At 66.3% G+C, this 23,708-nt stretch carries 20 protein-coding genes; 6 read left to right on the forward strand and 14 right to left on the reverse strand.

The window, feature by feature from the left end; translation table 11 throughout:
• Positions 1-148: 148 nt before the first annotated feature.
• A complete protein-coding gene (locus ACKAE7_RS13490; protein WP_190614107.1) occupies positions 149-1,108 on the forward strand; it encodes a DUF559 domain-containing protein in 960 nt (319 codons plus the stop codon).
• 214 nt (positions 1,109-1,322) lie between these two features.
• On the opposite strand, the gene purU is transcribed toward ACKAE7_RS13490, so the two are convergent.
• The 7 genes from purU to glyA are packed head-to-tail and all read right to left on the reverse strand — an operon-like array spanning position 1,323 to position 10,214.
• Positions 1,323-2,219 (reverse strand): formyltetrahydrofolate deformylase, encoded by an 897-nt coding sequence (gene purU, locus ACKAE7_RS13495; protein ID WP_190614110.1) that lies wholly within the window; start codon positions 2,217-2,219, stop codon positions 1,323-1,325.
• A gap of 3 nt (positions 2,220-2,222) precedes the next feature.
• Complete coding sequence (locus tag ACKAE7_RS13500) at positions 2,223-3,596, reverse strand: L-serine ammonia-lyase (protein ID WP_190614112.1); 1,374 nt, start codon at positions 3,594-3,596, stop codon at positions 2,223-2,225.
• The gene (locus ACKAE7_RS13505; RefSeq protein WP_190614114.1) at positions 3,597-4,235 is read right to left on the reverse strand and encodes a sarcosine oxidase subunit gamma family protein; all 639 of its coding nucleotides are present in this window, start codon (positions 4,233-4,235) and stop codon (positions 3,597-3,599) included.
• Positions 4,228-7,173 carry a sarcosine oxidase subunit alpha family protein gene (locus tag ACKAE7_RS13510; RefSeq protein WP_408979446.1) on the reverse strand — a complete coding sequence of 982 codons (2,946 nt, stop codon included), beginning with the start codon at positions 7,171-7,173 and terminating at the stop codon, positions 4,228-4,230. The genes ACKAE7_RS13505 and ACKAE7_RS13510 overlap by 8 nt, the downstream gene beginning before the upstream one ends.
• Positions 7,170-7,595: a sarcosine oxidase subunit delta gene (locus ACKAE7_RS13515; protein ID WP_190614118.1), complete on the reverse strand. Its 426-nt coding sequence runs from the start codon at positions 7,593-7,595 to the stop codon at positions 7,170-7,172. Before ACKAE7_RS13515 ends, ACKAE7_RS13510 begins: the two co-directional genes overlap by 4 nt.
• 37 nt (positions 7,596-7,632) lie before the next feature.
• A complete protein-coding gene (locus tag ACKAE7_RS13520; RefSeq protein ID WP_104185774.1) occupies positions 7,633-8,853 on the reverse strand; it encodes a sarcosine oxidase subunit beta family protein in 1,221 nt (406 codons plus the stop codon).
• Entirely contained in the window at positions 8,850-10,214 is a 1,365-nt protein-coding gene (glyA, locus tag ACKAE7_RS13525) for a serine hydroxymethyltransferase (protein WP_191034999.1), read from the reverse strand. The genes ACKAE7_RS13520 and glyA overlap by 4 nt, the downstream gene beginning before the upstream one ends.
• Before the next feature lie 156 nt (positions 10,215-10,370).
• Here glyA and ACKAE7_RS13530 point away from each other — a divergent pair, with 156 nt between their 5' ends.
• Together ACKAE7_RS13530 and ACKAE7_RS13535 are read left to right on the forward strand one after the other, a co-directional pair.
• Positions 10,371-11,042, forward strand: a complete 672-nt coding sequence (locus ACKAE7_RS13530; protein WP_188809812.1) for a GntR family transcriptional regulator — start codon at positions 10,371-10,373, stop codon at positions 11,040-11,042.
• Positions 11,043-11,156: 114 nt separating this feature from the next.
• Positions 11,157-12,362, forward strand: coding sequence for an MFS transporter (locus ACKAE7_RS13535; RefSeq protein ID WP_408979447.1), 1,206 nt, complete (start codon positions 11,157-11,159; stop codon positions 12,360-12,362).
• A 28-nt stretch (positions 12,363-12,390) separates the two neighbouring features.
• Here ACKAE7_RS13535 and ACKAE7_RS13540 read toward each other — a convergent pair whose 3' ends face one another.
• The 5 genes from ACKAE7_RS13540 to ACKAE7_RS13560 all read right to left on the reverse strand — a co-directional run bounded on the left by ACKAE7_RS13540 (position 12,391) and on the right by ACKAE7_RS13560 (position 18,225).
• Positions 12,391-13,479 (reverse strand): LacI family DNA-binding transcriptional regulator, encoded by a 1,089-nt coding sequence (locus ACKAE7_RS13540; protein WP_408979448.1) that lies wholly within the window; start codon positions 13,477-13,479, stop codon positions 12,391-12,393.
• 38 nt (positions 13,480-13,517) lie between these two features.
• Positions 13,518-14,423 carry a carbohydrate ABC transporter permease gene (locus ACKAE7_RS13545; protein WP_188728775.1) on the reverse strand — a complete coding sequence of 302 codons (906 nt, stop codon included), beginning with the start codon at positions 14,421-14,423 and terminating at the stop codon, positions 13,518-13,520.
• Positions 14,420-15,301 carry a carbohydrate ABC transporter permease gene (locus ACKAE7_RS13550; RefSeq protein WP_408979458.1) on the reverse strand — a complete coding sequence of 294 codons (882 nt, stop codon included), beginning with the start codon at positions 15,299-15,301 and terminating at the stop codon, positions 14,420-14,422. The genes ACKAE7_RS13545 and ACKAE7_RS13550 overlap by 4 nt, the downstream gene beginning before the upstream one ends.
• Positions 15,302-15,402: 101 nt before the next feature.
• Positions 15,403-16,737, reverse strand: coding sequence for an extracellular solute-binding protein (locus ACKAE7_RS13555; protein WP_190614123.1), 1,335 nt, complete (start codon positions 16,735-16,737; stop codon positions 15,403-15,405).
• Between the two features lie 51 nt (positions 16,738-16,788).
• Positions 16,789-18,225: a GH32 C-terminal domain-containing protein gene (locus ACKAE7_RS13560; RefSeq protein WP_408979449.1), complete on the reverse strand. Its 1,437-nt coding sequence runs from the start codon at positions 18,223-18,225 to the stop codon at positions 16,789-16,791.
• Positions 18,226-18,503: 278 nt separating this feature from the next.
• On the opposite strand from ACKAE7_RS13560, the gene ACKAE7_RS13565 reads away from it, so the two are divergent.
• Positions 18,504-20,075, forward strand: coding sequence for a glycoside hydrolase family 32 protein (locus ACKAE7_RS13565; RefSeq protein ID WP_408979450.1), 1,572 nt, complete (start codon positions 18,504-18,506; stop codon positions 20,073-20,075).
• Positions 20,076-20,151: 76 nt separating this feature from the next.
• On the opposite strand, the gene hxlA is transcribed toward ACKAE7_RS13565, so the two are convergent.
• Both hxlA and hxlB read right to left on the reverse strand, forming a co-directional pair.
• Positions 20,152-20,775, reverse strand: coding sequence for a 3-hexulose-6-phosphate synthase (gene hxlA, locus ACKAE7_RS13570; protein ID WP_408979451.1), 624 nt, complete (start codon positions 20,773-20,775; stop codon positions 20,152-20,154).
• A gap of 57 nt (positions 20,776-20,832) precedes the next feature.
• Positions 20,833-21,435, reverse strand: a complete 603-nt coding sequence (hxlB, locus tag ACKAE7_RS13575) for a 6-phospho-3-hexuloisomerase (protein ID WP_408979452.1) — start codon at positions 21,433-21,435, stop codon at positions 20,833-20,835.
• A 132-nt stretch (positions 21,436-21,567) separates the two neighbouring features.
• Between hxlB and ACKAE7_RS13580 the strand changes: the two genes are divergently transcribed.
• Positions 21,568-22,827, forward strand: a complete 1,260-nt coding sequence (locus ACKAE7_RS13580) for a LuxR C-terminal-related transcriptional regulator (RefSeq protein ID WP_408979453.1) — start codon at positions 21,568-21,570, stop codon at positions 22,825-22,827.
• A gap of 67 nt (positions 22,828-22,894) precedes the next feature.
• Entirely contained in the window at positions 22,895-23,701 is an 807-nt protein-coding gene (locus ACKAE7_RS13585) for an IclR family transcriptional regulator (protein WP_190614135.1), read from the forward strand.
• The last annotated feature ends 7 nt before the right edge of the window (positions 23,702-23,708 follow it).

Consider the following 23,708-nt stretch of genomic DNA (forward strand, 5'->3'; position numbering starts at 1 on the left):
CCATGCTCCGCGACGGCAGCCTCTACCAAGCCCAAACACCAACAGCAGCTTGACGAAAAACATAGGGACACTCTCACTCGTCCGCTAGCTCAACGGCGCCTGTGGATAACTTCTGCAGCCTTTAGCCGTATCGGGGCACAATGCCAGCATGCAAAAGCAGGATTCTTTGCCCCTGCCGTTGGCAGCGGCTCCCTTCACCTTCGGCTCAGCCCTGGCTTCCGGTATCCCGTTAAGCAGGCTTCGCCGCAAGGATGTGATCAACGTAAGCCGCGGCCTCTACCGTCCGGCGGGCTGGGATTTTGACCTGGAAGGTGCGGCCAGAGCGTTGTCCGCTGCGTCGCCGGGAGCCTGGATCTCACATGTGACCGCGGCCCGGCTTCGATGCCAAGTGCTGCCACCATGGCTGGCGGATTCGTCAGAGCTGCATCTGAGCAAGCCGCGATCGCTGCCATCGGTCCGCCGGAAGGGCGTGTTCGGCCATACCGTGCTGGCACGTGAAGATGAGGTTGAACTTGTCGATGGCATCCGCCTGAGCACGCGATCCCGCACCTGGCTCGATCTGGCACGGGACCTGCCGCTCGACGATCTGGTGAGCATGGGTGACGAGCTCATCCGCGTCCCGCGCGTGGATTTCGAAGGAAGGACAGAGCCCTACGACACCCCCGCAGGCCTTCGCGCACTTGTAGCCCGGCACCCGAATCTCCAAGGCATCGTCAGGGCCCGTGAAGCGTTGGACCTGATGCGCGTGGGCGCCGACTCCGCGCCGGAAACGCTGCTCCGGCTGGCTATTGCCAGCGCCGGCTTACCCGAGCCGGAACTCCAGGTGCCATTGCGCGCTGGAGACGCGCGGTCGCCGTCGGCCGATCTCGGCTATCGTCATCGCCGCCTTGCGATCCAGTACGACGGCGGGCATCACCTGGGTGAGGCACAGATCTTCAGCGACAGGAGGCGTGACAAGGCCTTCGAATCGGCCGGCTGGACGGTCCTCGTCTTCGAAAAAGATGACCATGCTGACGACTTTCGCCGCGCCGTGGAACAAATCAAAAGAGCGCTCCGGAACGGTTGGCTTGACCACCCCCAGGCGTCTGGGTTCGCCGGCGGGGCCTGAGCATCAAAGGACTCTTGTGCAATGACGACGGCGGCGCTTAAGGCCGTGACGCTCCCTCACCAGGGGTGAGGGAGCGTCACAGGAAAACCCTCATCAAATGAGAGAGGATCACGGGAAAACCCTCATCAAATGAGAGAGGATCACAGGAAAACGCACATCAGGTGAGAGAGCGTCACGCAAAAGCCTGCGTTAAATGAGAGAGCGTCGCAGGGGGTTACCGGAGGACCACCGTGCGGTTGCCCTGCAGGATGACCCGGCCCTCGCAGTGCCAGCGCACCGCGTTGGACAGGGCCTTGCACTCGGTGTCGCGGCCGGCGGCCACCAGGTCCTCGGGCCCGTAGGTGTGGTCCACCTCCACGGTCTGCTGGGAGATGATCGGGCCCTCGTCCAGCTCGCTGTTGACGTAGTGGGCGGTGGCACCCACGGTCTTGACTCCGCGCGCGTAGGCCTGGTGGTACGGCTTGGCACCCTTGAAGCTGGGCAGGAACGAGTGGTGGATATTGATCGCCTTCCCGTCCAGCTTGCGGGTCAGGTTGTCGCTGAGCACCTGCATGTAGCGGGCCAGCACCACAAGCTCCACGTCGAACTCGTCCACCAGCTCCAGCAGCCGCGCCTCTGCCTCAGGCTTGGTCGCAGCGGTAACCGGCACGTGGAAGAACGGTATCCCGTGCCATTCCACCAGGGCCTGGTGGTCGGTGTGGTTGGACACCACGGCCACCACATCCACGGGCAGTTCGCCGATGCGCGCCCGGAACAGGAGATCGTTGAGGCAGTGCCCGAACTTGGACACCATGATCAGCACCCGCCGCTTTGAGCCGTGCGGCTCCAGGCGCCAGCGCATCCCAAAACGCTCCGCAACGGGACCAAACGCGGCCCGCAGCGTGTCCGCGGTGGAGGCATCGCCGTCGGACGCGAAATGCACCCGCATAAAGAAGTGCCCTTCGGAACGTTCGCCGAACTGCTGGTTGTCGATGATGTCGCAGCCGTGCTCCAGCAGGAAGCCGGACACGGCGTGGACGATGCCCGGCGACTCGCTGCAGTCCAGCGTGAGGACATGCTCCACGGTGGTCAGCGGCGCGGAAAAGGAAGTTTCAGTCTCAATGGCGGTCATGGTTCAGCACTCGATCACATTCACGGCGAGTCCTCCTCGGGAGGTTTCCTTGTACTTGGTTTTCATGTCGGCTCCGGTTTCACGCATCGTCTTGATGGCTTTGTCCAGGGATACCTTGTGGCTGCCGTCGCCGTGCAGGGCAAGACGGGCGGCGTTAATGGCCTTGACGCTGGCGATCGCGTTGCGCTCGATGCAGGGGATCTGCACCAGCCCGCCCACGGGGTCGCACGTGAGGCCCAGGTTGTGTTCAATGCCCACCTCGGCGGCGTTCTCCACCTGGGCGGGCGTGCCGCCCAGCACCTCGCAGAGCCCGGCGGCGGCCATGGAGCAGGCGGAACCCACTTCACCCTGGCAGCCCACCTCGGCGCCGGAGATGGAGGCGTTGATCTTGAACAGGATGCCGACGGCGGCCGCCGCCAGCAGGAATCGGACCACGCCGTCGTCGTTGGCGCCGGGGACAAACTTCACGTAGTAGTGCAGCACCGCGGGAACGATCCCCGCGGCGCCGTTGGTGGGGGCGGTGACGATGCGTCCGCCGGCGGCGTTTTCCTCGTTCACGGCCAGCGCGAACAGGTTCACCCATTCCATCGCCCGGAGCGGATCGGTCACGCCGGTGTCCGCCGTCAGGGTCTGGAACAACGACGGCGCGCGGCGGCGGACGTTGAGTCCGCCGGGCAGGATGCCTTCCGCGGCACAGCCGTTGTCCACGCATTCGCGCATCACCGCCCACAGCCCCAGCAGCTTCTCCCGGAGCTCCGCTTCGGTCCGCCAGGTCAGTTCATTGGCGAGCATGACGTCGGAAATGGACATCCCCTCGCGTTTGCAGATCTCCAGGAGCTCGTCGGCTGTGCTGAACGGGTAGGGCAGGACGGTGGAGTCCGCCACCACCCTGTCGCCGGCGTCGGCGTCCCCGTCAACAACGAAGCCGCCCCCAATCGAATAGAAGCTCCGTTCGCTGAGGACTGCCCCGGCGTGGTCCAGGGCGCGGAAGGTCATGCCGTTGGGGTGGGCCGGGAGGGACTTGCGCCGGTGCAGCAGCACGTCCTCGTCCCAGTTGAAGTCCACCCGGTGGTCCCCGCCGATCCACAGTTCGGCGTCCAGGGCAGCTGCGGCAACCTGGTCGTCGGCCGTGAAGGTGTCCACGGTTTCGGGGTCCAGCCCCTTGAGGCCCAGGACCACGGCCTTGTCCGAGCCGTGGCCCCGGCCGGTGGCGCCGAGGGAGCCGAACAGTTCAGCCTGTACGCGCCGGGTGGAGCTTAAGTGTCCGTCGCCCTTGAGCCCGTCGGCGAACAGCTTTGCTGCCCGCATCGGGCCGACCGTGTGTGACGACGACGGCCCGATGCCAACGGAGAACAGGTCCAGGACGCTGAGGGCCATTTAGGGGACCTCAGGCGAGGCGTACTCGCGCATTGCGTCGAGGAGCCAGCGGCCCAGGAAATCGGCGAATGACGCGCGGGGGAAGAGTCGGAACGTTTCCTCGCCGGTCTTCCAGAGCACCACGGGGATGTTGCCCACCTCCGTGGAGAGCGCCGTGCCGGCTTTCAGCACGCGGGGGTGCAGGTCCAGTGAGCAGCCCTTCTCCAGGACAGCGCGGGCCCGAGGGCCGGTGAGTTCGAACGTGGTGCGGTTGGCGGAGAGGTCCACCATCTGGCCGGCACCGCCGCCCAAGGCTTCGCGGAGAGCCTGGAGCAGGCCGCCGCCCAGGGATTCGTGGGCTTCCCGCGGTGCCACCACCAGGAACTCTTCCGGGCCGAGCCACAGCACGGATGTCTCACCGCTGCCGGCCACGCCGCCGCATGCGGCGGGAAGCCCGCCGGTGACGGCGGCGATGCGCTGTCCGGCGTCGCTGTCCCGGTTGACCCGGAGGCCCACCATGGTCAGGAAGGCCACCTCGGACAGTTCCACTACGCCCCGGACGGAGCCGGTTTCAAAATCTGCGCGGAGCTGGGCGGCGGGGCTGACACGGAGTGAGAGGTTCTTCTCGTAGGAGGTTGCGGGTGCTGCTGTTTCAGCCATCTTTGCGGGTCCCTTCGGGGTCAAAAAGTACGGTTTCGGCGACGACGACGTCCACCAGCTGGTCGCCGGCGGCAGCAGTCAGGGTTTCGCCGATGCGGTTGCGGCCGTTCTTGATCAGGGCCAGGCCAAAGGACCTGCCGAGTGCCGCGCTGTGGTAGCTGGAGGTGACGAAGCCTTCCATCGGCACCGGCCCGTAGGCAGGGTTGGTGGAACGGCCCTTCTCCACGAGCTGGGTGCCTTCCGGCAGCCGCAGCGTCCCGTCCACCGGCAGCACGCTCACCAGGTGCTTGCGGTCCTCGCGCTGGCCGTCGGCCCGGGAGTAGGAGCGCTTGCCAATGAAGTCCTTGGCCTTGGAGACGATCCATTCCATGCCGGCATCCTGCGGGGTAACGGTACCGTCCGTGTCCTGGCCGACGATCGGGTAGCCCTTCTCGGCGCGGAGCACGTGCATGGTTTCGGTGCCGTACGGGGTGATGTTGAATTCGGCGCCGGCGGCTGCCACGGCCTCCCAGGTGTTCAGCCCGTACCAGGACGGCACGTTGATCTCGTAGGCCAATTCACCGGAGAACGAAATCCGGCAGACCCGGGCGCGGACGCCGGAGGCGAGGGTGGTTTCGCGGAAGGTCATGAACGGGAAGGCTTCGGCTTCCAGCCCGCCGTTGGCGGCCAGTTCCGGTGCCACCTTGGCCAGGACCGCGCGGGATTTGGGCCCGACGACGGCGATGGTGCTCCACTGTTCGGTCACCGAGGTGCAGTGAACGTCCAGCTCCGGCCATTCGGTCTGCAGCCACTCCTCCAGCCAGTCCAGCACCTTCGCGGCGCCGCCGGTGGTGGTGGTCATGAAGTAGGTGTCGTCGTCCAGGCGCAGGGTCACGCCGTCGTCGAAGATCATGCCGTCCGCCATGCACATCACGCCGTAGCGGGCCGAACCCGGGGCGAGCTTCTTGAAGGCGTTGGTGTAGATCCGGTTGAGGAACTCACCGGCGTCTTTGCCACGGATTTCGATCTTGCCCAGCGTGGTGGCGTCCATGAAGCCCACGGAGTCGCGGACGGCGGCGCATTCACGCAGCACGGCCTCATCCATGTCCTCCCCGGCCTGCGGGTAGTACCAGGGCCGCTTCCACTGCCCGACGTCTTCGAACAGCGCGCCCTTGGCCACGTGCCACGGGTGGATGGAGGTCTTGCGGGCGGGGTCGAACAGCTCGCCGCGCTGGCGGCCGGCCAGTGCCGCGAAGGCCACTGGCGTGAAGGGTGCGCGGTAGGTGGTGGTGCCAATGTCGCCGATGCCGCGGGAGGCTTCTCCTGCGGTGCGCAGCGCGGCGGCGATGACGCCGATCGCATTGACGCCGGAGGTCTTGCCCTGGTCGTTGGCGGTGCTGATGGAGGTGTAGCGCTTGATGTGCTCCACCGAACGCATGCCGGCTCCGGTGGAGCGCAGCACGTCGGCCACCGACTGGTCGCGCTGGAAGTCCACGTAGTGCTGGTGCCATTCGTCAGGGGTGCCCTGCTCGCCGGGAACCAGCCACAGCTGGCGGGTGGGGGCGGAGGCCTTCGGCTCGAAGAGCGGTACGGGCGTTGTGCCGGACGCGAACCCGGCAGCGATGGCTGCGGCTGCACCGGCGGAGATGCCCTCGGCCAGGCAGTCGGCCAGGTCGAAGCTGCCGCGGCCCGAGCCGATGGTCTGCTGGTTGGGGACCACGGTGCTCGGCACGAAGGCGGCCAGCTCGTCGTCCCAGCGCAGCTTGCCCTGCCGCTGGGAGTGCAGGTGCACCAGCGGGCTCCAGCCGCCGGACACAGCCAGCAGGTCGCAGGCGATCTGTTCGACGCCCGAGGTGAGCTCGCCGCCGTCGTTAATGCTGCGGACGGTGACGCCGTCCACGCGGCCATCTGCCGATGTGGAAGAGGTGTTGGCCACGGCGCTGCCAATCAGCACCCGGGTGCCGGCTTCGACGGCGGCAGCGGCCACCGCGGTGAGCTGCGGGCGGGCGTCCACCACGGCGGCCACCTTGACGCCCGCTGCGCGGAGGTCCGCGGCCACGGCGTAGGCGCTGTCATTGGTGGTGCTGATGACCACGCGCTGGCCGGCGGCCACCCCGTAGCGGTTCAGGTAGCTGCGGACGGCCGAGGCGAGGATGATGCCGGGGCGGTCGTTGTTCTCAAACACCAGGGGACGCTCGTGGGCGCCCGGTGCCAGGACAACCTGGTTGGCACGGATGTGCCAAATCCGCTGCCGGGATACGCCGGACGCCGCGGGGGAGGACAGGTGGTCCGTGCGGTTCTGGACGGCGATCACGTAGTTGGCGTCGTAGGCGCCGAAGGCCGTGGTGCGGTTCAGGACGGTGGACTCGGCACCGGAGACGAGCTCGGCTTCGACGTCCGCCACCCATTCCAGGGCCGGCTTGCCTTCGATGGTCTCAGCCAGTTCCGGTGCCGTTGACCCGGACAGGAGCGAGCCACCCAGTTCGGGCTGGTCGTCCAGGAGCATCACGCGGGCGCCGGTGCGGACGGCTTCGCGGGCTGCGGCCAGGCCGGCGGGGCCGCCGCCGACCACCAGGACGTCGGTGTGGACGTACTTCTTGTCGTACTCGGCGCGGTCCTCCTCGGGATCCAGCTTGCCCAGGCCGCTGAGCAGTTCGGCCTTCAGGCCGTCAACCAGGGTGACCGTGGTGGCGGGGAGCATGGACTCGGCCACGTCGCCCGGGAAGCGCGCAGCGATCTTCACCATCGCGTTGGATTCCTCCACGCCGGCGGACATGATGCCGCGGGGGCGGTCCTCGTAGAGCGAGTTGCCGGCGTTGATGCGGCCGTTGGCGATCAGGGCCGAGGCGAGGGTGTCGCCGGGGTGGCCCGTGAATTCCTCGCCGTCCACGGTGAAACGCCAGGAGATGGTGCGGTCGATCCGTCCTCCGGAAGCGAGGCGGGCGTTCTGGGAAGTCACTTGGTTGCTCCTTCCGGGGCGGTGGTGCTGGCGGGTGTGGTGCCGGTCGTAGCGGTGCTGGTCCCCGAGATGTCCGGTGCGGCGGTCCCGGTGGTGGTGCTGTCAGCGGCGGTGCTGGCAGTGCCGGTGTCCGGGGTTGTCCGGCCGGCAGCGTCCGGACGGGGCGTGCCCATCGGGTAGATGGCCTGGATTTCGTAGGTGACGGTGTCGCGGAGCATGTTGAACCACTGGCGGCAGCCGGTGCTGTGGAGCCAGCGCTCGGCGAAGGCGCCCTTGGTGTTGTCCCGGTAGAAGAGGAACTCGGCCCACTGGCGGTCGTTCAGCTCGTTGGGGTTTTCCGGGTAGGGGACGTGGGCCTGGCCGCCGTAGTGGAACTCGGTCTCGTCGCGGGAGCCGCAGTTGGGGCAGGAGATGAGCAGCATGTGCGTCTTCTTTCTTGAGTGCAGTGTTCGCTGGCGGCTAGTGGGCCACGGCGGCGGCGCCGTGTTCGTCGATCAGCGCGCCGGTTTCGAAGCGTTCCAGCGCAAACGGCTTGTTCAGCTTGTGCGGGGAGCCCGTGGCGATGTTGTGCGCGAACGTGAGGCCTGCGGCGGGGGTGGCCTTGAAGCCGCCGGTGCCCCAGCCGCAGTTCACGAACATGTTCTCCACCGGGGTGTTGCCCACGATCGGGGAGGCGTCCAGCGTGGTGTCCACGATGCCGCCCCAGGTCCGGAGCACGTGGGCCCGGGCAAAGATGGGGAAGAGCTCCACGGCGGCGGCCATCTGGTGCTCGATCACGTGGAAGGAGCCGCGCTGGCCGTAGCCGTTGTAGGAGTCCACGCCGGCGCCCATTACCAGCTCGCCCTTGTGGGCCTGGGAGACGTAGACGTGCACGTGGTTGGACATGACCACCGTGGGGTGGACCGGCTCGTGCAGTTCGGAGACCAGCGCCTGCAGCGGGTGGGACTGGATGGGGAGCCGGAACCCGGCCATCTCGGCCAGGACCGAGCTGTGCCCGGCGGCGGCCAAGCCAACCTTTTCGGTGTTGATGGTGCCACGGTTGGTCTTGACGCCCACCACGCGGTTGCCGTCCTTGACGAAGCCGGTGACTTCGCAGTTCTGGATGATGTCCACGCCCATTTCGTCGCACTTGCGGGCGAAGGCCCAGGCAACGTGGTCGTGCTTGGCGATGCCGGCCCGGGGCTGGTAGGTGGCGCCCATGACGGGGTAGCGGATGTTGTCGCTGATGTTCAGGATGGGGCAGAGTTCCTTGACCTGCTTGGGGTCCAGCCACTCCGCGTCCACGCCGTTGAGCTTGTTCGCTCCCACGCGCCGCATGCTTTCACGGACGTCACCCAGGGTGTGGGCCAGGTTCATCACGCCGCGCTGGCTGAACAGGAAGTCGTACTCGAGCTCCTCGGGCAGGATCTCCCAGAGCTTGAGGGCATGCTCGTAAATGGCCGCGCTCTCGTCCCAGAGGTAGTTGGAGCGGATGATGGTGGTGTTCCGGGCCATATTGCCGCCGGCCAGCCAGCCCTTTTCCAGGACGGCGATGTTGGTCATGCCGTGGTTCTTGGCCAGGAAGTACGCGGTGGCCAGGCCGTGCCCGCCGCCGCCCACGATCACGGCGTCGTAGGAGGACTTGGGCTCCGGGTTGCGCCAGAGGAAGTCGGGGTGCTCGGGGAGGAGGTCTGCGCTCACTGGGCTGCTCCAATCAGGTCTGCTTCGAACGCAGCAACTTCCGTGCCGCCGTCGTTCTGGGAAAGGTGGGGGTAGAGGGGGAACTTTTCCGCCAGGGCGGTAACGCGGGCACGGAGTTCGACGGCGGTGCTGTCGCCCAGGGACGTGGTCCCGGAGGCGACGCTGCCTGCCGAGGCGATGAGCGCTGCCGCGATAATGTCTGCGACCTCCGTAAATTCCTCTGCGCCGAAGCCACGGGTGGCGAGGGCCGGCGTACCAATGCGCAGCCCCGAGGAGACCATCGGCGGGCGGGGATCGAAGGGGACGGCATTGCGGTTCACGGTGATGCCGATGCGGTGCAGGGCGTCTTCGGCCTGCTGTCCGTCCAGCTCGGAGTTGCGGAGGTCCACGAGGACCAGGTGGACGTCGGTGCCGCCGTTGACCACGGAGATTCCGGCCGCGGCAACGTCGTCGCGGAGGAGCCGTTCGGCGAGGAGCTTGGATCCCTCAAGGACGCGCTCCTGGCGTTCCTTGAACTCGGGGGAGGCGGCGAGCTTGAAGGCCACGGCCTTGGCGGCGATCACGTGCTCCAGCGGCCCGCCCTGCTGGCCGGGGAACACGGCGCTGTTGATCTTCTTGCCGTACTGCTCCTTGGCAAGGATGACGCCGCCGCGCGGGCCGCCGAGGGTCTTGTGGGTGGTGGTGGTGACGACGTCGGCGTACGGCACCGGGTTCGGGTGCAGGCCGGCGGCCACCAGGCCTGCGAAGTGGGCCATGTCCACCATGAGGTACGCGTCCACCAGGTCGGCGATGCGGCGGAACTCGGCGAAGTCCAGCTGGCGGGAGTAGGCGGACCAGCCGGCAACGATCAGCTTGGGCCGGTGCTCCAGGGCGAGCGCCTCAACCTCGGCCATATCGATGCGGAGGTCCGATTCGCTCACGTGGTACGGGACCACGTTGTAGAGCTTGCCGGAGAAGTTGATCTTCATGCCGTGCGTCAGGTGGCCGCCGTGGGCCAGGCTCAGACCCATGATGGTGTCGCCCGGGTTCAGCAGGGCGAACATGGCGGCAGCGTTGGCCTGCGCGCCGGAGTGCGGCTGGACATTGGCGAATTCTGCGCCGAACAGGGCCTTGACCCGGTCGATGGCGAGTTGCTCCACAACATCCACGTGCTCGCAGCCGCCGTAGTAGCGCTTGCCCGGGTACCCCTCGGCGTACTTGTTGGTCAGGACCGAGCCCTGGGCCTCCATGACCGCGGACGGGGCAAAGTTCTCGGAGGCGATCATTTCCAGCGTCGACTGCTGGCGGCCCAGCTCACTGGCAATGGCCTGCTGGACTTCGGGATCGACGACCGAAAGTCGCTCGTTCAACTGCTCAACCACGGATGCTCCTTTGAAATACCACTTGCTTACTAACTGATATATCAGTGTGAGCTCAATGGTATGATCGGGATCACAGCAGAGTCAATAGCTGGACGAAAGTGACGCGAAGCCCGGCACGGGCAGCCTCGTCACGTCAGCGAAGAACGGAGCGGCGCGTTGAATGCACTTCTTGCCCTGCCTCAGGCGGAGGACGAGGCACCGTCCCAGGCGGAGGCCGCCTACCGGCAGCTGCGGGACAAACTGATCATGTTGGAAATCCGCCCGGGCGAGCCGATCAACGAGGGCCAGGTGGCGGTTGAACTCGGGCTCGGGCGCACCCCCGTGCGGGAGGCCATCAAGCGCCTGGAGGTTGACCATCTGGTCATCTCCTATGCACGCCGTGGCACCTTCGCCACGAATGTGGACTTCACGGAGCTGGCGGATGTCTCGGAAATCCGGGAACTCCTGGAACCGCTGGCCGCACGCCGGGCGGCCAAAAGGGCCAGTGAAAGCATGCGCCGCGAACTGCTGCAGGTGGCCGATGCCATCGCGGAGCTGGGGCCCGGCCAGGCCGAATCACGCGAACTCATGCGCTATGACCTGATGGTGCACCGGCTGATCTACAAGGCGGCCGCCAACCCGCACCTGGAAAGCACCCTGATCCGCTACGACAACCTGGCCACCCGCATCTGGTGCGTGGTGCTGGATAAGGTGCCGTCTGTCAGCGGCCACATCACCGAGCATGTGGACCTGCTCAAGGCGGTGGCCGCCGGCGACGCCGACAAGGCCGCCGAGCTCGCCCTGCACCACGTCACGAGCTTCGAGGAAACCATCCGTAAGGTGCTGTAGCCCCCGGGGACGCTCTCTCACTTAACGCCGCCTCAACCCCCGGGACGCTCTCTCACTTACTGTCGGATTTACCGCGACCCTCTCGCACTCTTAAAAGGATGGAAGAACGCAACGATGCCCGCTGCCACCCGGAATGCACAGGACCGCACTGCCAGGTTCGGCTTCGCTTTCATCGGCGTCCTGCTCATTGCAGTCAACCTTCGGGTGTCCTTTGTCAGCGTGGGGCCGGTCCTGTCCAACATCAGCTCCGACCTGGGCCTGTCCAGCGCTGCAGCGGGGTTCCTGACGGGCCTGCCGCTCGTTGCTTTTGCCGTCTTCTCACCCGTGGCGCCCGGCTTCGCTTCCCGCCTGGGCCTCGACCGTGCGCTGTGGATGTCGCTGCTGTTCCTGGCCTCGGGCATTGCGCTCCGCTCCTTGCCTGTCCCCGGATTCATCTGGGTAGGCACAGCACTCATTGGCCTCGCGATCGCGTTCCTCAATGTCCTGGTCCCCTCCCTGGTCAAGCGTGACTTTCCCACGAGGGTCAGCCAGCTCACCGGAAGCTACACCGCCACCCAGGCTGCTTTCGCCGCCATGGGGGCCGCCGCCGTCGTGCCCGTTGCCCAGACTTCCCCCGCGGGATGGCGCCTTGCCCTCGGTATCTGGGTGGGGCTTGCCCTCATCGCCATGGCGGTGCTCCTGCCGTGGCTGCGCCGGCACAGCTCCGGCACCATGAATACCGCCACGCCGGAAGCCTCCCACCAGTCGCCTTGGACCTCGGCCCTGGGCTGGCAGGTGACCATTTTCATGGGGCTGCAGTCGATAGCCTTCTACGTCCTGATGGCGTGGCTGCCTACCATCGAACAAAGCCGCGGGGTCCCGGCGACTACCGCCGGCATTCACCTGTCTGTCTTCCTGCTGGTCAGCGTCTTCGCCAGCCTTGTGGCAGGGGGCATCCTTCACCGGGGCTCGGACCAGCGGATCGTTTCCTTCGCCAGCGGCGCGGTGATGGTTGTGACGTTCCTGGGCCTGGCACTTGCGCCGGACCTCATCCTGCTGTGGGTCCTCCTGGGGGCAATCGGATGCGGGAGCCTGATCGTCATTGCCCTGTCGCTGTTCAGCCTCCGGACCGTCAATTACCCGCAGGCGGCCTCATTGTCCGGCATGGCGCAGTCGGTGGGCTACGGCATGGCTGCTGTGGGTCCGGTGATGTTCGGCGGGCTTCGCGATCTGAGCGGAGACTGGACGCTTCCGCTCCTGGTCACGGCGGTCATCATGGCGGTCCTTGCCGTGACGGGTGTGCTCGCGGGGCGGAACCGGGTGATCAGCGCACCGGCATGACCACCCCGCCGTCGTACTTATATCCAGGTCAGGCCCGCGCCTGCGCCTTTACCGAAGTCCGTTCCACTGCGGGGCAGTTGATCTTGGCCACCCCGCCCGAGCCGGTCCCGGGTGCAGTATCGAGCCCGAGCAGCATCCGCACACCCGCGGCGCCCAACTCATAGTGGGGGAGGGACACCGTGGACAGCGGGGGCCGCAGGTGGGCGGCAATGACCTCCTGGTTGTCGAACCCCACCACGGCCATGTCGTCGGGGATGGACAGGCCGTGCTCGCGCAGGCCGTCGTAGAGGCCCATGGCCATCCGGTCGTTGTAGCAGTAAACCGCGGTCACGCCGCGCGTCAGGAGATCGGAAGTGGCCCCGTAGCCGCCCTCCTGGTCCGGATAGGCTTCCAGCACCAGCTCCGGATCGAACGGAACGCCGGCCTTCTCCAGTGCTTCCCGGTACCCCTGGAGCCGCCCGTCCTTGGCCGGCGCCGGAATGGTGGCGTTGATGAAGGCGATCTTCCGGTGCCCGTGCCCCAGCAGGATTTCCGTGGCTGAGCGGCCGCCCTGCACCTCGTCGGGCACCACGGCCCGGGTGCCCGGCTCGTTGGAGAAACAGTTGACCAGGACAAAGTCGGCTTCCCGGAGCTGCACCGGAATGTCCGTCTGGCGGTGGAACCATGTGGAGTAGAGGATGCCGCGGACCTTGTATTCGAGCATCATCTGGATGGCGTCCTGCTCAAGCTCGCCGTTGCCTTCGGTGTTGGCGATGAGGAGGGCGTAGCCGTGCTTCCATGCCTCGTCCTGGGCTCCGTGGATGATCTGGCCGGCGAAGGGAGTGGTGGCAACGCCGTCCGCCACCAGCCCGATGAACCGGGACGTGCCGCTGACCAGGGTTTTTGCCATCGCGTTGGGCCGGTAGCCCAGGGTCCGGATGGCGTCCTGCACCCGCCGGCGGGTTTCCTCGGCGATCCGGGCGGCCTTCTTCTTGTTGACCACGAGCGACACTGTTGCTGTGGAAACACCGGCTACTTCCGCCACGTCGCGGAGGGTGACAGGGTGCGCGCGCTCCGGGGTTTTTGGTGCCCGGGCGGCAGGTGCCGGCACCTCCGCACCATTCTCCATTGAACTCATCTGCCCTCCTTGAGGAGTATATCCATCCGCCGTTGCCGTCATCCCTTCGTCGCCCCGCTTTCGAGTCCCTGGATCATGGCCTTGTTGAGCACCAGGAACACCAGCAGCAGGGGGGTAATGGTCACGCACACGGCGGCGAACGTTGCCGTCCAGTCCACCTTGCCCATGGCGCCGATGTAGTTCTGCAGGCCCAGCGGAATGGTCTTCAGGTCCTCGGACAGGACGAAGGTGTTGGCGAAAATGAAGTCGTTCCAGATGAAGATGCTGTTCACCAGGACCACAGTCACCACGGTGTTCAGGGACAGCGGCATGGTGATCAGCCCGAAGATCCGGTACGGACCCGCGCCGTCCAGGGACGCTGCCTCGTACGTCTCCTTGGGGATGTACTCGTAGAACGAGCAGAACAGGTAGATGGCCATGGGCAACGAGAACCCCGCCAGCGGGATGATCATGGACAGGTAGGTGTCCAGCAGGTTCACCGCAGCGTAATCGATGAACAGCGGGACCAGGGCGATCTGCACCGGGACGATGATGCCGATCAGGAACAGCCCGCGGACCAGCTTGCTGAGCCGGAACCCCAGCACCTGGATGGCGTAGGCGGCCATCATCCCCAGCAGGACGATCAGGATGTTCGCCCCCATGGTGACGATGAAGCTGTTCAGGATGTTCCGTCCCAGGTCGCCCGTTTCGAAGGCCCTGGCATAGTTCTCCCACGTCAGGGAGCTGGGCAGGGCAAAGGGATCACCGGTGGCAAAGTCCTGTTCCGTGCGGAGGCTGGTCAGGAACAGCCACGCCAGCGGGTAAACCTGCACGATCACAATGAGCATGATCAGCACGCGGGACAGCGTCCGGAACAGGTCGGGCCTGCGCCGGCGGCGCTTTCCGGACGGCCGGACAGGTACGACGGCGGCGGGCGGGGTGGGAGGGGCTGTTTGGGTGATCATGCGTCTGCCTTCCGCTTCAGCAGGAAAAGGATGAGGCCGACGGCGACGAGGCACTCAACCACGATGAACACGGAGATGGTGCTGGCGTAGCCGAAGTCCGTGCTGGTGAACGCCGTCTTGTACATGTAGGTGGTGAGCAGTTCCGAGGACTGCCCCGGACCGCCGTTGGTCATCAGGTAGGGGATGTCGAAGCCGCGCAGCCCGTAGGTGGTGGCCATGATGGTGGTGGTGATCCACACCGGGCGGATGTACGGGAAGCGGATCTTGGTGAACAGCGTCCACCGGGACGCGCCATCCAGGACGGCGGCCTCCTCAAGCTCCTTGGGCACCGCGAGCAGGGCCGCGTAGATGATGAGCATGTACAGCCCGGTGAAACGCCAGCCCTCCGGCGCGGACACCGCCGCAAGGACCGTGTTGACGTCCGAGAGCCACGGCCGCTCCAGGCTGCCGAGGCCCATCCAGTGGAACAGCTGGTTGAGCAGGCCCACGGGCTCCAGGGAGTAGATCCGCACGAAGAGGAAGGCGATGGCCACGGTGGAGATGACAGCCGGCAGCAGGTAGAGGGTCTTGATCAGCTCACGTCCGCGGCGGAGCGAGGTGAGGAGGCTGGCCACCACCAGGGCGCCGCCGAGCTGCAGGACCAGGCAGATGGCCAGGTAGATGAGGGCGTTCAGGAACGCCCGCCAGAAGATGTCGTCGGCGACGAACATCCGGACATAGTTGTCCACGCCCACGAACTCCATGTCGCTGATGCCGTTCCAGGAAAAGAAGCTCAGGAACAGGGACTGGAGGATGGGAAAGAGGACTGCTGCGCAGTAAAGGAGCAGCGGTGGAAGCAGGAAGACCAGGACCGAGGTCCGTGACCTGTTGGGCAGCATCCTGTTGGATTGCATGGCGGGACCTTTCGGGGCCTTGCGGGCGGGGGAGCGCTTTCGCTTGTGCGCTCCCCCGCCGCGTTGGTTTCGTGGGGAAGCAGTGCCTACTTGAAGAACTTGGGGGCGTTCTGCGCGATGGCCTTGTCCATGGTTTCGGTGAACTGCTCAGGCGTGATGTTGCCCTGCACCAGCAGCACCAGCTCCTGCTGCAGCCGTCCGTTGGTGGTCGGGTCCAGCTGCGTGTCCCACGGCATGGCCTGCTTGGAGCCGAGGCCGTCGGCCTGGTCCAGGGCCTTCTGGTACAGCGGCGTGGCATTGGCCGGGACAACGGTTTCGACGTCGGTGGTGGGGGACAGTGCCCCGGTGGCGGCATATTCAGCGGGGTACTTTTCCAGGGCGAACTTGAGGAAGTCGCTCACCAAAGGATCGTAGGTTGTGGCGTTAACGGCCATGCCGATGCCGGACGGGGACACGAACTCGTTGGCCGCCGTCACGGACCCCGCGGTGGTGGGAAGGGTGAAGAAGTCGATGTCGTTGCGGACAGCCGGGTCCAGCTTGTCCGTGGCCAGGCTGGGCAGTTCCCACGTGCCGATGTTGTACATGGCTGCCTGTCCGGAGGTGAACTGGTTTTGCGCGTCCGAGTAGCCTTGGGCGGAGAAGCCGTCCTGGAAGCACTTGGCCTTGCCCAGTTCCGCCATCCAGTTCACGGTCTTCTGGCCGGCGGGGTCGCTGAACTTCGCTTCGCCCTTCTTCAGTTTCTGGACGAACTCGGGGCCCGCTTCGCGGAACGGCTGGTAGGCGATGTAGCGCTCCAGCGGCCACTGGTCCTGGCCGTCGATGGCAATGGGGGTGATGCCGGCGCTGCGCAGGGCGGTGCACATGGCCGGGATGTCATCGAGCGATGTTGGCACCGCCACGCCGGCCTTCTCCAGCAGTGCCTTGTTGTACCAGATGAATTCCAGCTCGAACTGGAAGGGGATCATGTACAGGGACCCGTCGTCGAAGCGCTGGTAGTCCAGCGCGCCCGGACGGTAGTTGTCGTAGATATCCAGTGACTCCAGCAGCTTCTCGGCGTCCACCATCTTGCCCTGCTTGGCCAGCTGCTGGGCGAAGGGCGTTGCGTCCGTATCGAACAGTTCCGGCAGCTTGTTGGCTGCCGCCAGGGTCTCGAGTTTCTGGATGTAGGAGGGCCGGTCCGGGGTGGTGATCAGGTTGAGCTCAAAGCCCGGGTGGTCCTTGGCGTAGTCGTCGGCGAGCTTCTTCATGATGTTGATGACCGCGCCGTCGGCAGGGCGGGAGAGCAGCCACGAGATCTCGCGGGCCTTGATCTCGCCGGTGGGGCTGACGTTGGACGGGTCGGTGGAACTCGCGCCCCCGCAGGCTGTCAGTGCCAGGGCGGTAACGGCTGCGGCTGCGGCAGCGCGGAACATGTTCTTCATTTAGGTCAATCTCCCTTGATTGGAACGGAGGGTGGGGGTTGAGGGGGGTATTCAGTTGTCGGTTCGCTTGCGTACTTCGAAATCGGTGACGGTTACGGTGCCCTCGCCGGCGAACACGCCTATTCCGCCGGCGGGGAGATCGTAGATGCGGGTGCTGAGGGCCACCTGGCGGTCCACGACGGCGACGCACAGGTCGCCGTCCACCACCACTTCCAGCGTGTGGCTGCCGGGCGAAAGGTCGCAGGGGCGTTCCAGCTCGATGGCGTAGGGAACGTCGCCCGAGACATGCCATTGGGCTTCCCCGGTGATGGTCCGGGGCCACCGGTCGAACACCAGGCGTCCGCGCTTCGGTTCGAGGCGGAGGACGTAGGAGTGGTCGCCGTCCGGGCTGGAGCGCAGCAGGAGCCCGCATTCGGTGGTGCCCGGCTGGATGTCCAGCACTGCCTTGGCATAGAACTGCGTGGGCAGGTCGTGTGCTGCGACGGCGGCGCTATAGGAGTCCGGTACGTCCAGCCGGATGGGCAGCGGGCTCTCCAGCTCGAGCGGGACCACGTCCCAAAAGCTGTCCACAAGCTCGTCCGCGAGGCCGAATGCCAACGTCCCGTCGGGGTTCTGCCGTGCCTCCAGGACGGACATGGTGCCCGCCCACTGCCAGGCGCCGTCGTCGCAATTGCCTTCCTTGCTGGCAATCCAGCCGAAGAAGAACCGCCGGCCGTCCCGCTCCGCCGTCTTGGAAGCGTAGAACGCACGTCCGTCGATGCTGTCCAGGTCCGGAACTGTCCACGGCCCCGTGGGGCTCTTGGCCATCCGGTACCGGGTGGTGAACGTTTCGGAAAACTCGGAGTAGACCATGTACCACCAGCCGCCCCACTCGAACACGTCAGGGCATTCATGCGTGATGTACCTGCGGGGATCCCAGAACGGGTCCGTGTGCTCCCACGTCATCAGGTCAGTGGAAACGCACTGGGCGATGACCCCGCGGCGGCGTTCGGGACCGTCGGAGTGCCGGGCCGCCAGGAGCATCCGCCACAGGCCGGCCGCCTCGTCACGGAAGACGAAGGGGTCCCGCCAGTCCGCTGACTCGTAGCCGTCCGGTGCGCCGAAGGTAAGCTCCGGGTGCTTGACCCATGTGTTCATGCCGTCCGTGCTGGTGGCGTGCATGACCAGTTGCAGGGGCAGGCCGTCCGTCCCGAGGTTGCCCGGGTTCTGCCCTGTGTAGAACAGGTGGTGGACGCCTGAGTCGTCAGCAACGACGCTGCCTGTGTAGCAGTTGAAGTCCAGGTCTTCCGTGGTTCCGTGGGGGAGGGCCACCCCGTGGTCCTGGAACTGGGTGAGGTCCTTGGTGGTCACCAGGTTCCAGGCCGTTCCGGGCTTCGGGTCGGCGCGGACCTCGTGAAGGTAGAAGAGCCAGAACTCCCCGTCCTTCTGGAAAGGGATAAGGTCGCCAACCCATGCATCGGCGGGCTGGAAGAAGACTGGGTAGCTCATCGGCGTTGATGTCCATTTCTGCTAAAGCGTTTGATCACCATGAAGCTAGCGTGAAATGCAACGTTGATCAAGCGTTTTAGCAAAAATTATTCCGAACGTTCTTTTCGCCGGTTTGAGGCGTGAACCACTTTTGCTGAAACGCTTGACCGCAGGGTTGTGGCTCGGTATGTTCTTCTGCTAAAGCGCTTAAGCAGCCGGTGATCCGATCAGCGAACCACCGAAGGTTCCGTCACCCCGAGCGCCAGGCGGAGCAGCCGCCCCCTGAGAGGAAGTCAACGATGACACATGCCTTTTCCCGTCGCCACGTCCTGCAAGGCACCGGAGCAGGAGCACTCGCCCTGTTCGCGTGCGGCGCCGGCGCCAGCGCCGCATCGGCCGCACCGGCCCGGGCGGCGCAGGGCTCACAGCGGGCCGTCTACCACATGACGCCGCCGTCCGGCTGGCTGTGCGACCCGCAACGTCCGGTATTCCTTGACGGCAAGTACCACCTCTACTACCTGCACTCCACGCAGAACAACGGCCAGGGCGGCTGGGACCACGCCACCACGGCAGATGGCGTGGCATTCACCCACCACGGAGATGCGCTGCCGCTGCAGCCCGACTTCCCCGTGTGGTCCGGATCGGCGGTGGTGGACACCTCCAACACGGCGGGCTTCGGCGCGGGGGCCGTCGTGGTCCTTGCCACGCAGCCCACTGGCGGCATCCGCAAGTGCCAGGAGCAGTACCTGTACTGGTCAACAGACGGCGGCTACACGTTTACCGCGCTGCCGGACCCGGTCATCGTAAACACGGACGGCAGGGCCGCCACCACGCAGGCGGAAATCGACAACGCCGAATGGTTCCGGGACCCGAAAATCCACTGGGATGCCGTGCGCAACGAGTGGGTCTGCGTGATCGGCCGGGCCCGGTATGCGGCCTTCTATACGTCCGCAAACCTGCGCGACTGGCACCTGAAGCGCAACTTCGATTACCCCAACCCCGCGCTGGGCGGAATCGAGTGCCCAGACCTGTTCGAGATGACGGCCGACGACGGCACCAGCCACTGGGTGCTCGGTGCCAGCATGGACGCCTACAGCATCGGGCTGCCCATGACTTACGCCTACTGGACGGGCACCTGGGACGGGGAGCAGTTCCTCGCTGACGACGTCAGCAATCCGCAGTGGCTGGACTGGGGCTGGGACTGGTACGGAGCGGTGACATGGCCGGCTGCAGAGGCGCCCGCAACGCGGCGGTACGCGATTGGCTGGATGAACAACTGGAAGTACGCCGCCCGCGACGTGCCCACCGACGCGTCCGACGGGTACAACGGGCAGAACTCGATCGTGCGGGAGCTGCGCCTGGAGCGCCAGGGCGGCGGCTGGTACAGCCTGCTCAGCAGTCCCGTCACGGCGCTCTCGAACTACGCCGGCTCCACCACCGCGTTCCCGGACCGGACGGTTAGCGGCAGCGATGTCCTGCCGTGGCGCGGCCGCGCCTACGAGCTGGAGCTCGACATCTCCTGGGATGCCGCCGCGAACATCGGGGTCTCGGTGGGCCGCTCCGCCGACGGCGCCCGGCACACAAACATTGGTAAGTGCGGCAGCGAGCTGTACGTGGACCGTGCGCCCTCGGACCTTGCCGGCTACTCGCTGGTCCCGTATACCCGGGCGGCAGCGCCCATCGACGCCGCCGCACGATCGGTCCACCTGCGCATCTTCGTTGATACCCAAAGCATCGAGGTGTTCGTCAACGCCGGCCACACGGTGCTCTCGCAGCAGGTGCACTTCGCCGACGGCGACACCGGGATCTCCTTCTACACCGACGGCGGGCCTGCAACCTTCTCCGGCATCACCATCCGGTCCTTCCAGTAGCCGGCTGCGCGAAGCGGCGGCCCCCACGCATCGGTGGGGGCCGCCGTCGGTATTGTTCAGCAGCCGGCAGGAAGGATCAGATGATGGCAGCCTTCAGTTCCTTGGCCGCCAGGGCGGGGTCCTCGGCGCTGTAGATGGAACCGCCCACAACGGCCACGTCCGCGCCGGCGCGCTGCACGGCCCCGATGGTGGAGATGTTCACGCCGCCGGCCACGGAGAAGGGCACGCGTGCTTTTTCTCCGGCGCCCAGCAGGACGTCCAGGTTGTAGCCGGGCAGCGCCTGCTCGTCCAGGCCGGCATGGAACTCGATGAACTGGGCACCCAGCGCCCGGGCTTCCTTGGCACGGGACACCTTGTCCGCAACGCCGATCAGGTCCACCACCACGCCCTTGTTGTGGTCCGTGGCGGCCTTGACGGCGCCGGCGATGGTGGAGTCGTCAGCGCTGCCCAGGACGGACACGAGGTCTGCGCCCGCGTTGAAGGCGATGTCGGCCTCGAGTTCGCCGGCGTCCATGGTCTTCATGTCCGCGAAGACAATCTTGTCCGGGTGGGCGGTCTTGATGGCGGTTACGGCGGAGAGCCCCGCGTTCTTGATCAGCGGGGTGCCGAGTTCGATGATGTCCACGGACTCGGCAACCTTGCCGGCCAGGTCCAGTGCGGCCTCGACGGTGAGGACATCCATGGCTACTTGCAGTTTCATGTGGGGGTCGCTTTCTGTTGTTTCCTGCGTTTTATGGTGGGGAAGGGAGCGGGCAACTTACTCGAGGTTTGCGTGCCGCATCCAGAGGTCCTCGGCGGCGGATGTGTCCTCGTCCCACAGGCTTTGGAACACCGCCTCGGTGGTTGCGAACAGCACCTGTTCGAAGAGGCTGCCCGAGTACTGCCGCGTGAGCGCCGAGCCGTGATCCGTCTTCCGGGCGGCAGGGATGATCACGACGGCGGCAGCAGCGGCCGCCAGCGGGGAACCTTTCGCGGCGGTGTAGGCAACCACGCGGGCACCGTGGGCTGCTGCGGTTTCCGCGGCTTTGACGACGCCGGCGGTGCTGCCGGAGCCGGAGGCTGCGAGGAGCAGGTCGCCGGCGCGGATGGCCGGCGCCGTTGTCTCGCCGACCACATGGACCGTCAGTCCCAGGTGCATGAGCCGCATGGCCGCCATCTTCAGGACCAGGCCGCTGCGGCCGGCGCCGGCCACGAAGATCCGGTCCGCCAGCCGAAGTTCGGTCACCAGCGCGGCCACCTCCAACGGGTCAACCTGCTCCAATGCTGAGCCGATCTCGCCCAGGACCAGGCCCCGGTTGTGGTGGAAAGCCCGTGCTGTTCCCGTCAGGGCGGCAGGGCCTACTTCTGTGGTGGCGTTCATGCGTGTACCTCCTTGGACGCTGGTGCCCTTCCATCCTCGCCCGCCCAGGGGGTGGGTGAAACGGCATGATGGGACGGTCCAACCCACCCGAAGGGGTAGGTGCACCTCGGGCGGCTCGCCTACACTGGACGCGTGGATCACCAAGACGCATCCCTGCTCCAGTCGATAGCCGCCCTGGCAACGGCGCCCCTGTTGGACATGGCGCAACGGCTGCGCGAGGCTGCCGCCCCGTACATCACGTCCGGCGCGCTGGTGATTTTCACGGAGGACTGCACCGGCCGGCCGCAGAAGAAAGCCGGTGACGAGGCCATCATCAGCCGGGTGTCCATTGCGGAGCTGGATGCCATCCGGGCAACGCTCGCGGAAGCGGGAGACGCCGGCACTTGGAGCGGGGACGCCACGTTCGGCGGCGGCGTTCGCCCGGTCCTCGCGGTGTCCTCGCCGAGCAACGCGCTCCTGGTCCTGTCGGATCCGCAGCCCGCCGGGCCGGAGGCGCAGTGGATCCTGCACTACCTCTGGACCCTCGCAGCTGAACGAATCCGCGAAAAGGTGGCTGATGCGCCGCCGTCGTACCTCATCGAATCACGCGCCGCCTCGGCGGAACGCCTGCGGGTGACCGCTGAACTGGTGGACCAGCACTCCACCACCCTCGAAACGCTGCTCGCGGCGCTGAGGTCGCCTTCGCTGGAGGACGCCGCGGCCCGGACTGCGGCAACGGACGTCGCGGCCAGGGCCCTGGTGGGCCTCCGCACCCTCAGCGACCGCACCACCGGCCTCGTGGAGGAACCGGTCGCCTCCGCATTCCAGCGCCTCCGCGAGGACCTCCGGCCGCTGATGGGCTTCAGCGGCATCGACGTCCAGTTCATCGAACCGCCAGTGAACGGCCGCGCGCTTCCCGGCGAGGTGGCACATGCCGCCAGGGCGATTGTCCGCGGCCTGGTCCTCGCCATGGTAGACCAGCAGGGCGTCCGCCGGATCCGCACGCAATGGGACTGCGACGGCGTGAACCTCCTCATCAACGTGCGCGACGACGGCCCGGGCGAGCTTTCCGCGTCGGCGCCTGCCATGGCACGCCTGGTCCAACGTGTTGAAGCGCTGGACGGGAGCATGGGCGTGGACGTAATGCCCGGCTGGGGCGCCGACGTGGCCGTGGCAATTCCGCTGGACCCGCCCGCCCGGCCGCTGGCCGACGTCGCCCAGTGGAACCTGGGGGAGCGCGAGGTGGAGGTCCTCCAGTTGTTGGCCGCCGGCCAGCGGAACCGGGGGATTGCCGCGAAACTCCACATCAGCGAGAACACCGTGAAGTTCCACCTGCGCAACCTCTACCGGAAGATCGGCGCATCCTCGCGTACTGAGGCGATGGCGCTCGCCCACAGCAACGGCCTGCGCTGATTTCATCAGCCGGTGATTTCGGGCGCCGTTGATTTCACGCGGCGCTTGCTAGTTGAGAGTATTAGTCATGGCTTCGAACAATGAGCGCGAACCCGACGTCGATGGTGAAGCGGGCCACGGCGGCGTCCAGTCCGTGGACCGTGCCCTCGCGGTCCTTGAGATCCTGGCACGGGACGGCCACGCCGGCGTGAGCGACATTGCCGAGGAAATGGGCATCCATAAATCCACTGTTTCGCGGCTGCTCGGGTCATTGGTGAGCCGGGAAATGGTCCACCAGAACAGTGAGCGCGGAAAGTACCAGCTGGGCTTCGGCATCCTCCGGCTGGCAAGCTCCATCCCCGGACGCCTGAGCCTGGTGCGGGAGGCCCGGCCGGTCATGGAGGCCCTGGCGGACCAGTTCAAGGAGACGGTGAACCTCGCCGTGCTGCGCTCCAACTACGCGGTGAACGTAGACCAGGCGATGGGCCCGTCAACCCTGGCCACGTACGACTGGGTGGGCAGCCTGACCCCGCTGCACGCCACCTCGAGCGGCAAAGTCCTGCTGGCGGCACTCTCCGCGGATGACCGGGACCGGATCCTGAAGGAGACGGGGCTTCCTGCACGCACGCCCCGCACCATCACCAGCCGCAAAGAGCTTGAAGCCGAGCTGATCACCGTGGCCCGGGACGGCTACGCCGTCACCCGGGAGGAATTCGAAATCGGGATCAACGCCATGTCCGTGCCGGTGTACAGCCACCTGGGAACGGTCATTGGCGCCATCAGCATCTCCGGCCCGGCCTTCCGCTTCGATCCTGGGAAGGAACCGGGGCTGGCAGGGGACCTCAAGGAGGCAGGCCTCCAGGTGAGCGCCAAGATGGGTTACACCCAGCGCTGATGCGCTG

Source organism: Pseudarthrobacter sp. NKDBFgelt (assembly GCF_046097905.1).
Lineage (GTDB): Bacteria > Actinomycetota > Actinomycetes > Actinomycetales > Micrococcaceae > Arthrobacter > Arthrobacter polychromogenes.

What these genes read in the sequence shown, in the direction of transcription:
- ACKAE7_RS13490 (WP_190614107.1), top strand. Translation starts at nt 149, where the DNA reads ATGCAAAAGCAGGATTCTTTGCCCCTGCCGTTGGCAGCGGCTCCCTTC.
- purU (WP_190614110.1), bottom strand. Translation starts at nt 2,219, where the DNA reads ATGACCGCCATTGAGACTGAAACTTCCTTTTCCGCGCCGCTGACCACC.
- ACKAE7_RS13500 (WP_190614112.1), bottom strand. Translation starts at nt 3,596, where the DNA reads ATGGCCCTCAGCGTCCTGGACCTGTTCTCCGTTGGCATCGGGCCGTCG.
- ACKAE7_RS13505 (WP_190614114.1), bottom strand. Translation starts at nt 4,235, where the DNA reads ATGGCTGAAACAGCAGCACCCGCAACCTCCTACGAGAAGAACCTCTCA.
- ACKAE7_RS13515 (WP_190614118.1), bottom strand. Translation starts at nt 7,595, where the DNA reads ATGCTGCTCATCTCCTGCCCCAACTGCGGCTCCCGCGACGAGACCGAG.
- ACKAE7_RS13535 (WP_408979447.1), top strand. Translation starts at nt 11,157, where the DNA reads ATGCCCGCTGCCACCCGGAATGCACAGGACCGCACTGCCAGGTTCGGC.
- ACKAE7_RS13540 (WP_408979448.1), bottom strand. Translation starts at nt 13,479, where the DNA reads ATGAGTTCAATGGAGAATGGTGCGGAGGTGCCGGCACCTGCCGCCCGG.
- ACKAE7_RS13545 (WP_188728775.1), bottom strand. Translation starts at nt 14,423, where the DNA reads ATGATCACCCAAACAGCCCCTCCCACCCCGCCCGCCGCCGTCGTACCT.
- ACKAE7_RS13550 (WP_408979458.1), bottom strand. Translation starts at nt 15,301, where the DNA reads ATGCTGCCCAACAGGTCACGGACCTCGGTCCTGGTCTTCCTGCTTCCA.
- ACKAE7_RS13555 (WP_190614123.1), bottom strand. Translation starts at nt 16,737, where the DNA reads ATGAAGAACATGTTCCGCGCTGCCGCAGCCGCAGCCGTTACCGCCCTG.
- ACKAE7_RS13560 (WP_408979449.1), bottom strand. Translation starts at nt 18,225, where the DNA reads ATGAGCTACCCAGTCTTCTTCCAGCCCGCCGATGCATGGGTTGGCGAC.
- ACKAE7_RS13565 (WP_408979450.1), top strand. Translation starts at nt 18,504, where the DNA reads ATGACACATGCCTTTTCCCGTCGCCACGTCCTGCAAGGCACCGGAGCA.
- hxlA (WP_408979451.1), bottom strand. Translation starts at nt 20,775, where the DNA reads ATGAAACTGCAAGTAGCCATGGATGTCCTCACCGTCGAGGCCGCACTG.
- hxlB (WP_408979452.1), bottom strand. Translation starts at nt 21,435, where the DNA reads ATGAACGCCACCACAGAAGTAGGCCCTGCCGCCCTGACGGGAACAGCA.
- ACKAE7_RS13585 (WP_190614135.1), top strand. Translation starts at nt 22,895, where the DNA reads ATGGCTTCGAACAATGAGCGCGAACCCGACGTCGATGGTGAAGCGGGC.